General features: G+C 73.0%; 12 protein-coding genes. 6 read left to right on the plus strand and 6 right to left on the minus strand.

Features of this window, described 5'->3' with window-relative positions:
- The first annotated feature begins 87 nt into the window (after positions 1 to 87).
- The gene (locus tag ACFU9E_RS08720; protein ID WP_380682050.1) at positions 88 to 1545 is read left to right on the plus strand and encodes an aldehyde dehydrogenase family protein; all 1458 of its coding nucleotides are present in this window, start codon (positions 88 to 90) and stop codon (positions 1543 to 1545) included.
- A 154-nt stretch (positions 1546 to 1699) separates the two neighbouring features.
- Positions 1700 to 2554, plus strand: coding sequence for an SAM-dependent methyltransferase (locus ACFU9E_RS08725; RefSeq protein WP_380682051.1), 855 nt, complete (start codon positions 1700 to 1702; stop codon positions 2552 to 2554).
- On the opposite strand, the gene ACFU9E_RS08730 is transcribed toward ACFU9E_RS08725, so the two are convergent.
- Positions 2551 to 3120 (minus strand): Uma2 family endonuclease, encoded by a 570-nt coding sequence (locus tag ACFU9E_RS08730; protein WP_380682052.1) that lies wholly within the window; start codon positions 3118 to 3120, stop codon positions 2551 to 2553. The two genes, ACFU9E_RS08725 and ACFU9E_RS08730, sit on opposite strands and share 4 nt — an antisense overlap.
- A gap of 100 nt (positions 3121 to 3220) precedes the next feature.
- Between ACFU9E_RS08730 and ACFU9E_RS08735 the strand changes: the two genes are divergently transcribed.
- Both ACFU9E_RS08735 and ACFU9E_RS08740 read left to right on the plus strand, forming a co-directional pair.
- Positions 3221 to 3652 carry a MarR family winged helix-turn-helix transcriptional regulator gene (locus ACFU9E_RS08735; RefSeq protein WP_380682063.1) on the plus strand — a complete coding sequence of 144 codons (432 nt, stop codon included), beginning with the start codon at positions 3221 to 3223 and terminating at the stop codon, positions 3650 to 3652.
- A 90-nt stretch (positions 3653 to 3742) separates the two neighbouring features.
- Positions 3743 to 4654 carry an LLM class flavin-dependent oxidoreductase gene (locus tag ACFU9E_RS08740; RefSeq protein WP_380682053.1) on the plus strand — a complete coding sequence of 304 codons (912 nt, stop codon included), beginning with the start codon at positions 3743 to 3745 and terminating at the stop codon, positions 4652 to 4654.
- 39 nt (positions 4655 to 4693) lie between these two features.
- Here the strand turns inward: ACFU9E_RS08740 and ACFU9E_RS08745 are convergent, their stop codons facing one another.
- Positions 4694 to 5623 (minus strand): AraC family transcriptional regulator, encoded by a 930-nt coding sequence (locus ACFU9E_RS08745; RefSeq protein ID WP_380682054.1) that lies wholly within the window; start codon positions 5621 to 5623, stop codon positions 4694 to 4696.
- A gap of 64 nt (positions 5624 to 5687) precedes the next feature.
- Entirely contained in the window at positions 5688 to 6614 is a 927-nt protein-coding gene (locus ACFU9E_RS08750) for an NADP-dependent oxidoreductase (RefSeq protein ID WP_380682055.1), read from the minus strand.
- A gap of 222 nt (positions 6615 to 6836) precedes the next feature.
- Here ACFU9E_RS08750 and ACFU9E_RS08755 point away from each other — a divergent pair, with 222 nt between their 5' ends.
- A complete protein-coding gene (locus tag ACFU9E_RS08755) occupies positions 6837 to 7676 on the plus strand; it encodes a MerR family transcriptional regulator (RefSeq protein WP_380682056.1) in 840 nt (279 codons plus the stop codon).
- On the plus strand, positions 7673 to 8644 hold the full coding sequence (locus tag ACFU9E_RS08760; RefSeq protein WP_380682057.1) for a BtrH N-terminal domain-containing protein: 972 nt from the start codon (positions 7673 to 7675) through the stop codon (positions 8642 to 8644). The genes ACFU9E_RS08755 and ACFU9E_RS08760 overlap by 4 nt, the downstream gene beginning before the upstream one ends.
- A 25-nt stretch (positions 8645 to 8669) precedes the next feature.
- Here ACFU9E_RS08760 and ACFU9E_RS08765 read toward each other — a convergent pair whose 3' ends face one another.
- From ACFU9E_RS08765 to ACFU9E_RS08775, 3 genes are all read right to left on the minus strand, one after another.
- A complete protein-coding gene (locus tag ACFU9E_RS08765) occupies positions 8670 to 9098 on the minus strand; it encodes a hypothetical protein (RefSeq protein ID WP_380682058.1) in 429 nt (142 codons plus the stop codon).
- 115 nt (positions 9099 to 9213) lie between these two features.
- Entirely contained in the window at positions 9214 to 11040 is a 1827-nt protein-coding gene (locus tag ACFU9E_RS08770; RefSeq protein ID WP_380682059.1) for a bifunctional metallophosphatase/5'-nucleotidase, read from the minus strand.
- A gap of 208 nt (positions 11041 to 11248) precedes the next feature.
- On the minus strand, positions 11249 to 11866 hold the full coding sequence (locus ACFU9E_RS08775; RefSeq protein ID WP_380682064.1) for a LuxR C-terminal-related transcriptional regulator: 618 nt from the start codon (positions 11864 to 11866) through the stop codon (positions 11249 to 11251).
- Positions 11867 to 12364 lie beyond the last annotated feature (498 nt).

The following is a 12364-nucleotide window of genomic DNA, read 5'->3' on the forward strand; positions in this document are numbered from 1 at the left end:
GGATAAGTACGATGAGCCCCGATCAGATCTGATCGCGAACGACCGCGAACGATGTTCGTGCGTTCCCGTAGGCATGAGAGGGATCAGATGTCGTACCTTTCCGAGTTGGCGCTGCAGTTCATCGACGGTGAGTGGCGCGAGGGCAGCGGCTCCTGGGACATCGTCGACGTCGACCCCTTCACCGGTGAGAAGATCGCCGCCATCACCGTCGCCACCGTCGAGGAGGTCGACCAGGCCTACCGGGCCGCGGCGCTGGCGCAGAAGGAGTGGGCGGCCACCAACCCCTACGCCCGCCGGCTGGTCTTCGAGCGCGCGCTGCGGATCCTGGAGGACCGCGAGCAGGAGATCACCCGGGACATCATGGCCGAGCTCGGCGGCACCGCCGTCAAGGCCTGGTTCGAACTCTCCCTCACCAAGGACATGCTGCGCGAGGCGATGCAGCTGTCGCTGCGCGCCGAGGGGCGGCTGCTGCCCTCCCCGGTGGACGGCAAGGAGAACCGGCTCTACCGGCTGCCGGTCGGCGTCGTCGGGGTGATCAGCCCGTTCAACTTCCCGCTGTTCCTGTCGATGAAGGCGGTCGCCCCGGCGCTGGCGCTCGGCAACGGCGTGGTGCTCAAGCCGCACCAGGAGACCCCGGTGGTCGGCGGCACCCTGATCGCCAAGATCTTCGAGGAGGCGGGCCTGCCGGCCGGCCTGCTGAACGTCGTGATCACCGACATCGCCGAGATCGGCGACGCGTTCATCGAGCACCCGATCCCCAAGGTGATCTCCTTCACCGGCTCCGACAAGGTCGGCCGGCACGTCGCCACCGTCGCCGCCTCGCACTTCAAGCGGACCGTCCTGGAACTGGGCGGCAACAGCGCGCTGATCGTGCTGGACGACGCCGACGTCGACTACGCGGTGGACGCGGCCGTGTTCAGCCGCTTCGTGCACCAGGGGCAGGTCTGCATGGCCGCCAACCGCGTGCTGGTCGACCGCACCGTGGCCGAGGAGTTCACCCGCAAGTTCGTCGCCAAGGTCGCCACCCTCAAGGTCGGCGACCCCCGGGACCCGGCCACCCACATCGGCCCGCTGATCAACCCCGTCCAGGCCGACGCCCTCACCGCGCAGGTCGACCAGGCGGTCGCCGCCGGTGCCACCGCGCTGCTGCGCGGCACCACCACCGGCAGCCTGATGGAGCCCGTGGTGCTCGGCGACCTGCCGGCCGACGCGCCGATCCTGCGGCGCGAGCTGTTCGGGCCGGTCGTGCTGGTCGTGCCGTTCGACGGCGAGGACGAGGCGGTGCGGATCGCCAACGACACGCCGTTCGGCCTCAGCGGCGCGGTGCACACGGCCGACGTGGAGCGCGGTGTGCGGGTCGCGCAGCGGATCGAGACCGGCATGATCCACGTCAACGACGGGACCATCGCGGACGAGCCGGTGGTGCCCTTCGGCGGCGAGAAGAGCTCGGGCGTGGGCCGGCTGAACGGCGAGTCCACGGTCGACGCGTTCACCACCGTGAAGTGGATCTCGATCCAGCACGGGCGCAGCCGCTTCCCGTTCTGACCCGGGGTCCGGCCGTCCCTCCGCTTCGGCAGGGACGGCCGGGTTCCGCTTGCCGGCCGGGGCTGCCCTATGCTGCGCCTGTCGGATCGCATGGTGACCAGTGGGGACTGAGTTCGACCGTGTGTGATCGGAACGGACCTAAGGGGTGGCAGGGGTGACCGAGTTTCAGGAGATCGGCCGGGAGTGGCTCATCGGTGACGAGGGCGACGAGGTACGGCCGCCCGCCGACCTGCGCCCCGAGATACCGCACCCCGCCCGGATGTACGACTACTACATCGGCGGCAAGGACAACTTCCCGGCCGACCGCGAGGCCGCGGAGCGGGTGCTCGGCATCAGCCCGATGGTGCGGATCAGCGCGCTGGCCAACCGGGCCTTCCTCGGCCGCGCGGTGCGTCACCTCGCCGGCGAGGGCATCCGGCACTTCGTCGACATCGGCACCGGCATCCCCAGCGCCGGGAACACCCACGAGGTCGCCCAGCAGGTGCGGCCGGACGCCCGGGTGGTCTACCTCGACAACGACCCGATCGTGCTGGTGCACGGCCGCGCCCTGCTGAGCGGCACCACCCCGGAGAGCACCTCGGTGGTCCAGGCCGACCTGCGCGACCCGGCCGCGATCCTGGCCCTCCCCGAGGTCCGGCGGGCGCTGGACTCCGGTGAGCCGGTGGCGCTGCTGCTCGTCGCCGTCCTGCACTTCATCGACGAGCAGGACGACCCGTACGGCATCGTGCGCACCCTGGTGGACGCCCTGCCGTCCGGCAGCCGCCTCGTCCTCTCGCACGGCACCCTGGACTTCACCCCGACCGCCGACGCCGGCCGAGGCCCCGCCGTCTACCGCAACGCCTCCGCCCAGCTGACCATGCGCACCCGCGAGCAGGTGCTGCGCTTCTTCGAAAGCCTCGACCTCACCGACCCCGGCCTGGTCACCGCCCCCCTCTGGCGCCCCGACGCCCCCGAGCAGCCGACCGACTCCCAGGTCGCCATCTGGGCCGCCGTGGCCGAGAAGCCCTAGCGGGGGTACCGGACCAGTTCGTCGGTGGCGAGCTCGAAGGCGAACGGCTCCGGGATCGGCACGCCGTCCCCGAACTTCCCGGTCCACCGCTGGTGGTAGGTGCCGCCGCCGGGTTCGGAGTGGAGGGTGAGCGTGCCCTCGCGCGGGTCGATCACCAGGTAGAGCGGGATCGCCATCTGCGGGTAGTCGCGGACCTTGCCGACCAGCTCGTTCTCCGGGTTGGAGGGGGAGACGATCTCGACCGCGATCGCGGCCAGCTCGGCGGGCACCTGGTTGCCGCCGAGCTCGACGGTGTCGAGCGGGATGTAGGTCAGGTCCGGGTTGCGGAGCTTGCCGGTGGTCGGAGAGATGAGGTCGGTGTTCTCGCTGGGCATCAGGTCGGCCGGGCGGTGGGCATCGAACTGCTCTCGGACGATCATCAGATTGCGCTGGTGGCTCACCGATGGGCCGGCCATCATGATGATCTCGTCACCCGACACCTCGATCTTCCAACCTGACGGCGGGGTGAGGCTCTGGGCGTAGGCCAGCAACTGCGCATGCCGTTCGGGGATCTGGAATCCGGCCATGGGGCCATCCTCTCACCTGGCGCCGATCGTCGAATCAGTAGTTCGTGTCACGAATTACGACTGTTAGGCTGGGCTGGTGGACAAGAGCGAGGGTGGCGGAATCGGGGTTGTCGGGGCGATGGTGCGGGCGGCGTTCCTGGTGGACGCGGTGTACGCCGAGTCGGCGCGTGAGTACGGGCTGACTCCGCAGCAGGGGCAGTTGCTGTGCGTGCTGATGGGGCGGTCGTACGTGATGGGGGAGCTCGGGGGGCTGCTGCGGCTGGCCAAGTCGAGCCTGACCGGGCTGGTGGACCGCAGTGAGCGCAACGGGCTGGTGCGGCGGGAGAGTTGCGAGGCGGACGCGCGGGCGGTGCGGGTCGCGCTGACGGCGGAGGGGGCGGCGCTGGCGGAGCGGTTCCACGCCGAGACCTGTCGGCGGGTCGACGGGCTGCCGGCCGGGCTCTCCGCGGCGGAGCGGGAGATGCTGGCCGGGCTGCTCGGGCGGGTCGTGCTGGACAACGAGGCGCCGCCGGTCTTCGGGGAGCCGGGCTGATCCCGATCGACAGGGGTTGCAGTTCGCGCAACGAACTAATAGGTTCGTGATGCGAACTGCAACTCTTTTCTGCTTTGGGGGCAAGAGAACATGAGTCGTAGCAAGAGCGTCGTCTTCGGATTCGGCGCGCCGGGTGACATCGCCGACACCGGCCGGCTGCTGAGCGTCGTCCAGCAGGCCGACCGGGACGGGCTGGACCACTTCTCGCTGTCCGACCACCCCTACCTCGGCGGGCGGGTGGACGCCTACGCCGCGCTCGGGTTCCTGCTCGGGCGCACCGAGCGGATCAGCGGCTTCGCCAACGTCACCAACCTGCCGAGCCGGCCCGCGCCGCTGCTGGCCCGGGCGGTCACCTCGCTGTCCGCGCTCTCCGGCGGGCGGGTGGTGCTGGGCATGGGCGCCGGCGGACTCTGGGACCGGATCGCCGACCTGGGGGTGGAGCGGCTCACCCCGGGCGAGGCGGTGGAGGCCTTCGAGGAGGCGATCCTGCTGGTCAAACGACTGTCGGGCGGCGGCGAGCCGGTCACGCACGAGGGCCGGCACTACCGCGTGCGGCGGATCGAGCCCGCGCCGGTGGCCGCGCCGCCGGTGTGGACGGGCTCCAACGGCCGCAAGTCGCTGGCCGTCACCGGCCGGGTCGCCGACGGCTGGATCCCCGGTCACGCCGCAGACTGGCTCAGCGAGCGCTACCGCACCTCGCGGCCGGTCGTCGACGAGGCGGCCGCCGCCGTCGGGCGCGACCCGCGCGAGATCCGCACCGTCTACAACCTCCCGGGCCGGATCACCGAGCGCCCGCTGGCGGCGACCCGGAACGGCGAACGGACCTGGCTCGGCGGCTCGGTGGAGCAGTGGGTGGCCGAGCTGACCGGCGCGGTGCTGGAGCACGGGGCGTCCGGCTTCACCCTCTTCGCCGCCGACCACGGCTCGCCGGACCCGCTGACCCTCGGCCGCTGGGCGAACGAGATCGCCCCGGCGGTCCGCGAGGCGGTCGCCAAGGGGTAGCGGCGGCCGCGCCGGAGCACGTGCGGACGCGGCGGGTGCTCAGGCGGCCCGGGACTCGCGGCGGTAGCCGCCGGGGGCGAGGCCGAACTCCCGCTTGAACGCCTTGGCGAAGGCGTACTCCGAGCCGTAGCCGGTCCGTGCGGCGACGGTGGTGAGCGGAGCCTCCGACTCGCGCAGCAGCCGGGCCGCCGTGGTCATCCGCCAGCGGGTCAGGTACGCCATCGGCGGCTCGCCGACCAGAGTGGTGAACCGTCGGGCGAACGCCGCCCGGGAGAGCCCGGCCCGGGCGGCGAGCGACTCCACCGTCCACGCCGTGGACGGCGCCTCGTGGATCGCGGTGAGCGCCGGAGCCACCGCAGAGTCGCCGAGCGCCGCCGCCCAGCCGGCCGCGGTGGCGGGCGGCTGCTCCTCGAACCACGCCCGCAGGATGTACAGCAGCAGCGAGTCGATCAGCGCCGGGACGATGCCGGTCGACCCGATCCGCGGGTTCTCCAGCTCGGCGCCGAGCAATTGGACGGCCGCGCTCAGCTCCGGGTGCCGGCCGTGCCGGGTCTGCAGGTGGACGATCGCCGGCAGTTGGCGCACCAGCGGGTGCGGGCGGGCCTGGTCGAGGTGGTAGTTGCCGCACAGCAGGCTGGTGCGCGGCCCGTCCCCGCCGATCGACACGGTGCCGATCGGCAGGGACGGCCGGTAGTCCGAGGCCTGCTCGGGGGTGATGGGGGTGCCGGGCCGGTCGGTGAGGATGTGGCCGCGGCCGTCGCGCAGGAACACCACGTCCCCCGGGCTGAGCGCGACCGGCGCGGCCTCCTCCTCCAGCGGCACCAGCCAGCACGTTCCGTACAGCACCACGTGGAACCCGGCGCCGACGACCGGGGGCAGCCGAAGCCCCCACGGTGCCCGCCCCTCGGTGCGCACGGAGGTGGGCTGCCCCGTACGCATCGAGCTCAGTGCCTCGCTCAGGATGTCCACGCGCCCTCCCCGTTGCCGAGCCGTCCCGGGCAAACCCTACGGAACCGGGGAACCCGGCGGAAGCTCAGCCGACGGTCAGGACGATCTTGCCCTGGGTGCGGCCGGTGGCGATCAGCTCGTGCGCCTTGCCGGCCTCCTCCAGCGGGAAGGTCTCGGCGATGTGCGGACGGATCCGGCCCTCGTCGACCAGTCGGGCGATGGCCTCCAGCGAGGCGTAGTCCGGCTCCACCGAGACGCCCGCGAACCGCCGCCCGGCGGCCTCGACCTCGGTGGCCAGCGCGGTGTTCCAGTGCTCCATGATCGAGACCAGCACACCACCCTCGGGCAGCACCGCCAGCGAGGCGGTGCCCTGCGAGGAGGAGTCGAACACCACGTCCACCTGGCCGACCCGCTCCAGGAACCCCTCCTCGCGGTAGTCGATCACCTCGTCGGCGCCCAGCGAGCGCACGAACTCGTGCTTCGGCTCGCTCGCCAGGGCGATCACGTGCGCGCCGCGCGCCTTGGCGATCTGCACGGCCAGGTGGCCGACGCCGCCCGCCGCCCGGTGGATCAGCACCCGCTGTCCCTCGGCCAGACCCGCCGCGTCCACCAGGCCCTGCCAGGCGGTCAGCGCGGCCAGCGGCAGGGCCGCGGCCTGCACGTGGTCCAGCGAGGCGGGCTTGCGGGCCACCTGGCGGGAGGGCACCGCGACGTACTCGGCGTAGCCGGTGGCGGCGCGCGGGAAGAACGGCATCCCGAACACCTCGTCGCCGACCTTGAAGCGGGCGCCCGGCGCGGCCTCCTCGACCACGCCGGAGATGTCCCAGCCGACCCCGAACGGCGGCTCGCCGAGCAGCGGGTACATCCCGGAACGGACCGCCGCGTCCACCGGGTTGACGCCGGCGGCGTGGACGCGGACGAGCACCTCGGCGCTGAGCGGGGTGGGCCGGTCGGTCTCGACGACCTCCAGGACCTCCGGGCCGCCGACGGTCTGCTGGACGACTGCACGCATGGGACTGCTCCTTCTCGGAACTTCGCTGAGGGGACTCTCGGTGACGTGATCAACGGTAGGCAGGCCCCGCGCGCGGCTGAATATCCCGCTGTCTCGGGAAGATGTCCCAACGTCTCGCCCGCCGGCCGTCCTGGACGCCCGGACCGTCGCGGACGCCCGTGCCGTCCCGCACGCCCCGACCGGAATGGACCCTCCCACGGCGGGAGGGTCCACGATGGGCCCGTGCGAGACCCAGACGACGTCCTGCGGGACGACCTCCTCACCATCGGGCGCTTCGCCCGCCTCTGCCGGCTGAGCGTCAAACAGCTCCGCCACTACGACGACACCGGCCTGCTGCCACCGGCCCGGGTCGACCCCGCCACCGGCTACCGCTACTACGCCCCCGGGCAGGCCCGCGACGCGCTCACCGTCGCCCTGCTGCGCGAACTCGACGTGCCGCTCCCGGTGATCGCCGCGACCCTGGCGTCCGCCGAACCGGAGCGGGCCCGGCTGCTGCGCGCCGAACGCGACCGGGTCGCCGAGCGGATCACCCGCGACCGCGCCCGCCTGGAGCTGCTGGAACGCCTCGCCGACGGCGGCGGACTGCCCGGGTACGAGATCACCCTCGGACAGGAGCCGCGGCGCCGGCTGGCCGTCGTCCGGGCGGTGGCCGGGCCCGGCGAGCTGGCGGAACGGATCGGCGGGGGCGTCGGCCGGCTGCTGGCGGCGCTGGACGGCACGCCGTGGCGGCCCCCGCTGTGGGGGCTGTTCCCGCTGGACCTCGGGGACGGCATGCGGATCGCGGTCGGCGCGCAGACCGCGGAGGAGCCGGGTGCGCTGCCGGACGGGCTGGAGTGGGAGGTGCTGCCCGGCGGGCCGGCGGTCGAGACGGTGCACCACGGCCCGTACACCCAACTGCCGCTCGCCTACCACGCGTTGCTGGCAGCCGTGCACGAGCGCGGGCTGCGGCCGCTGGCGCCGGTGCGGGAGGCGTACCTGGTCGGGCCGGGGGAGGCCCCGGCGGAGGAGTGGACGACCCGGCTGGTGGTCCGGGTCGAGGAGCGGACGGAGGGGACGGCGTGACGGGGCCGCGCGCGGGCGAGCACTGCGAGACGACGACGCTGGACGTGCTGCTGCGCCACCAGGGCGTCGAGCTGTCCGAGCCGATGCTGTTCGGGCTCGGGTCCGGGCTGTCGTTCGTCTACTGGGACGGCAAGGGCCTGGACTTCCCGTTCCTCGGCGGGCGGGTCAAGCCCTTCGAGCTGACCCGCGCCCTGGCCGCCCGGCTCGGACTGGAGCTGGAGGTCCGGGAGACCGGATCGGCCCGCCGGGCCTGGCAGAACGTGGCCGTCGAGCTGGATGCCGGGCGCCCGGTCGGGCTCCAGCTGGACAGCTACCACCTGGAGTACTTCACCTCCCGGGTGCACTTCGGCGGGCACATGGTCGCGATGGAGGGCTATGACGCCGACCGCGCGCACCTGGTGGACACCGCGCAGCAGGGCGGCTCGGTCACCACCAGCCTGGCCTCGCTCGCGGCGGCGCGCGCCGAACGCGGCCCGATGACCGCCCGCCACCGCTCCTTCACGCTCGCCCTGCGCGGCGAACTCCCGGACCTGCGGGGCCTGCTGGCCCCGGCGATGGCCGACTGCGCGAGGGCGTTCCTGCATCCGCCGATCGCCAACCTCGGGCACCGCGGCATCGCGAAGGCCGCCGCCGCCGTGCCGGGCTGGCTGGCCCGGGCCGAGCAGCCCGCGCGCCAACTGCCGCAGGCCGCGCTGATGATGGAGCGGGCCGGCACCGGCGGCGCGCTGTTCCGCAACCTCTACCGCGACTTCCTCGGCGAGTGCGTCGAACTGCTCGGGGGCAGCCGGGTGCGGACCGCCCACGAGCGGTACATCGTGGCCGCGGCGGGCTGGACCGAGGTGGCCGCGCTGGTCGCCGCGGCCGGGGAGTCCGGGGACGCCGCGCCGCTGGAGCGGGCCGGGCGACTTCTGGAGGACCTCGCGCGGATCGAACGCGAGGCGATGGGGGAGCTGGCCGCGCTGCGTTAGGACGTGTCCGACATGCCCCGGGGCCTCAGCGGCCGGTGGCCAGCTCGCCGATCCGGACGAGGCGGCGTCCGGAGCGTCGGCAGTGCCACCAGGCCTGCGCCCCGGCCGCGGCGGCCACCAGCGGGTGGGTGTGGCCGGGGCAGGCGGGCCACTGGACGAACTCATGGCCGGCCAGGTGGTCCTGCACCCGTTCGGCGACGTACGCGGTGAGCGGGCCGGGCGGGAGGTAGGGGTCCGTGTCCTGGGCGAACAGCATGCCCCGGTCGGCCCCCAGGCCGAGCAGGAAGCCGCTGTAGTGGTCCTCGGAGAGCTCCCAGCGGACGCCGGCCGGGAGCCGGTCGCCGGCGGGCAGGTGCCGCAGGTCCCGGCCGATCCGGGCGCAGGCGTCGTGGAACTCGGCCGGCACGTCCGGCGGGGGCGTGCCGTCCAGGGGCCAGGCGGCGATGGTCCGCATGCCGTCAGGCTAGCCGGGAGAGAGCCGGAAGGGGACGGGAACGGGGGGCGGGAACGGGACCGGCCCCGGGGTGTGGACCCCGGGGCCGGTCGGGTGCTGCCGATGGGCGGTTCGGTCAGAAGACCGGCTGGCCGGCCCGGACCAGGCGCCAGGACTCGCTGTAGAAGTCCGCCGGGTCGATGACGCCCTTCTCCTTCACCCAGGCGATCATCGCGTTGCGGATCTCGTCCGAGTTGGCCCACAGCTTCTGCGCGGCCGCGACGTGCGGGAAGTTGCCGCCGCCGTTGGCGCGGTAGTTGTTGACCGCGAGGACGAACTGGGCGTTCGGGTCGATCGGCTTGCCCTCGAAGGAGAGGTTGACGATCCGCGAGCCGACCGGCTGGGCGATGTCGATGTCGTACGAGACGCCGTACACCGCGTCGTAGTTGTAGTCCGGGGTGTTCTGCGCGTTGGTCAGGGTGGCCTTGTCGACCACCGCGCCCGGGGCGAGCTGGGCGTAGTACTTCGCCGAGAACTCCAGGTAGTCCTTGAGCTGCGCACCCGTCAGGATGCGGGCCTCCAGGGTGTTCTCGTAGATGTACAGGCCGGCCGCGTCGCGCAGCTTGACCTGGCCGGACGGGATCACCGCGGTGCGGTTGAACGGCGCGGCCTGGGCGAGCACCGGCAGCTTGGCGTACTGGCCGCCGGCCAGCGCGGCGCGCACCACGTCGGCCTGGACCCGGCCGATGAGGTCGATGATCGGGGTGTCCTTGAACGGGGCGTCGGCGATGGACAGCTCGATCTTGGAGGTGCCGATGACCTGGTTGACGTAGGCGACGACCTTCTTGTGCTGCTCGGTCATCAGGCCGACGATCTCCGGGTCCTCCGGGACGGTGTTGGAGTTCAGCACCCGGGAGGAGAGCGAGACGACCTTCCACGCGCCCTTGTCGAACTCGACCTCGAAGTCGAAGCAGGTCAGCCGCTGGCCCCAGGCCAGCGGCTCGGAGAGCACGACCGTCCTGCCGGTCTGCTTGTTGACGACCAGGCGCTGCGCGATCTCCTTGTGCGCGTGGCCCACCAGGACGGCGTCGATGCCCGGCACCTGCTCGGCCAGCGCCACCGAGGCGTTCTCCGCCCAGGGCAGCTGGTCGCCGTAGGAGGTGGCCTCGTCCATGCCGGAGTGGCAGGCGACCACGACGACGTCCGCGCCGGCGGCCCGGACCTTGGGCACCCAGGTCTTCGCGGTCTCGACGATGCCCGGGAAGGTCATCTTGCCGGCGACGTTGGCCTTGTCCCAGATCGCGATGCCCGGGTTGGTCAGGCCGACGATGCCGACCTTCAGGGCCGGGCCGTTGTCCAGCTTCAGCTTGCGGATCACGTACGGCGGGAAGGCCGGCTTGTCGTTGCGGGCGTTCAGCGCGTTGGCGCCCAGCAGCGGGAAGTCCAGCTGCTCCTCGTAGGCGCGCAGGGTGTCGATGCCGTAGTTGAACTCGTGGTTGCCGAGCGCGGCGGCGGTGTACTCCATGGTGTTCATGGCGAGCGCCATCGGGTGCTCGGGCGCGGTGTCGGCCTCGGTGGCGATCGGCTCGATCCGGGCGTAGTAGTACGTCAGCTGGGTGCCCTGGATGGTGTCACCGGCGTCGATGAGCAGGCAGCGGTCCCAGCCCTTCTCCTCCCGCACCTGCTTGGCGAGCGTGGAGATCTTGGCGAGTCCGACCTCGTTGTGGGCCTTGTCGGCGTAGACCGCGTCGGTGAAGTAGTCCCAGTTGAGCACCCGGCCGTGCAGGTCGGTGGTGCCCATCACGGTGAAGGCCTGACGCTTGGTCCGGCCCTTGGCGCGGGCCTCCTCCGGTCCGGCCGCCGCGGCGGGGGTGGCGGCGGCGAGGGCGGCGCTGCTCGCGAGGGCGGCGCCGGCGGCGGTGGCGGCGGACCGGGTGACGAAGTCACGGCGGTTCAAGGACATTGGAGGACTCTCCCGGGTGGGGACTGCGAACGGACCGTCAACAGTGACGCGCGTAGAAGTACGCGCGTAGAAGTGTGCCGTCCGGCCGGGCCGATGGATAGCCCCCGGACCTTTCCAACAGGTGAGATCTTGGCGACTCGTTCATGACGCGGGCGGGCAGGTGCCGTATGCCGCACCTGCCCGCCCGACGCGCCCCGGAAGGACCGATCTAGATGTAGCCCTCGCGGACCGCGTGGGCGACCGCGTGCGCCCGGTTGCGCAGCTGCAGGCGGGTGGTCAGACCGTGCAGCACGTTCTTGACGGTCCGTTCCGAGTACGACAGCCGGGCCGCGATCTCCCCGGTGTCCCACCCCTCCGCGACCAGCCGCAGCACGTCCGACTCACGCTCCGACAGACCCGCCGGAGCCTGCCCAGGCATGCCCTGCACGGACCGCTGCAGCCGGCCCACCTGGGCGATCAGCCGGCCCTGCAGATCCGCCGGCAGGTCGCCGTCGCCCCGGGCGGCGGCCAGCACCGCCCGGCCCAGCCGCTCCGGCGTCGCCTCCCGGCGCCACAGGATCGCCGCCACCCCGCACTCGACGGCCTCCATCAACTCGGTCTCGCGCAGCCGCTCGACCACCAGCACCACCCGCTGGCCGGCCCCGCGCACCAGTCGCCGCAGGGCCGCCGTGGCGGCCGCGTCGGCGGACTCGGCGACCAGCACGGTGACCGTGCCCGGCGCGGCGGTCCCCGTCGGGTCCACCACCGCGACGCCGGGGAAGCGGCGCAGCTGCGCCTCCGCCCCCGCCCGGGAGAGCGGATCGGCGGCCTGGACGGCGACCGGCACCGTCGAGGTGCGGGCCGCCGCGCCGGCGACCGGCCGGGCCGCCCCCGCCGGAGCGCGGACCGGCCCGGCGGCGGACGTCTGGGAATGGGTGGCCGCCACCGCGGCCGTACCCGACGGGTGCCCGGCCACGGCGACCCCGCGGGACGCCACCGGGCGCTGTGGCGGCACCGTACGCGTGGCGGACGCCGAAGCCCGCACCGCCGGACCACGGCGGTCGTACTCGGTGTGCAGAACAGTCAAATCTGGCCCCCTCCTGGAGAAGCCGGCCCGGCCACCCGGTAGACCCCGAACCTCGGGACGTTGCGCCCCACCCGGGACGGCCGGCCGTTTCGACGGCGATCCGGGAGCGCTGCCCGTGCCCCGGAAACTGCCACCATGCTTCCCGCCGGGGCAGCCTCCCGGCCATCGTGGTCCACCACGAGATCGGACCCGCCGGGCAGTCCCCGCCGATCGGCGGGGGCAACGGTTCGGGCTCCGACGGTGGTCAGAGGGACGGCA

The sequence above is a fragment of the Kitasatospora sp. NPDC057595 genome (genome assembly GCF_042800875.1).
Taxonomy (GTDB): Bacteria; Actinomycetota; Actinomycetes; order Streptomycetales; family Streptomycetaceae; genus Kitasatospora.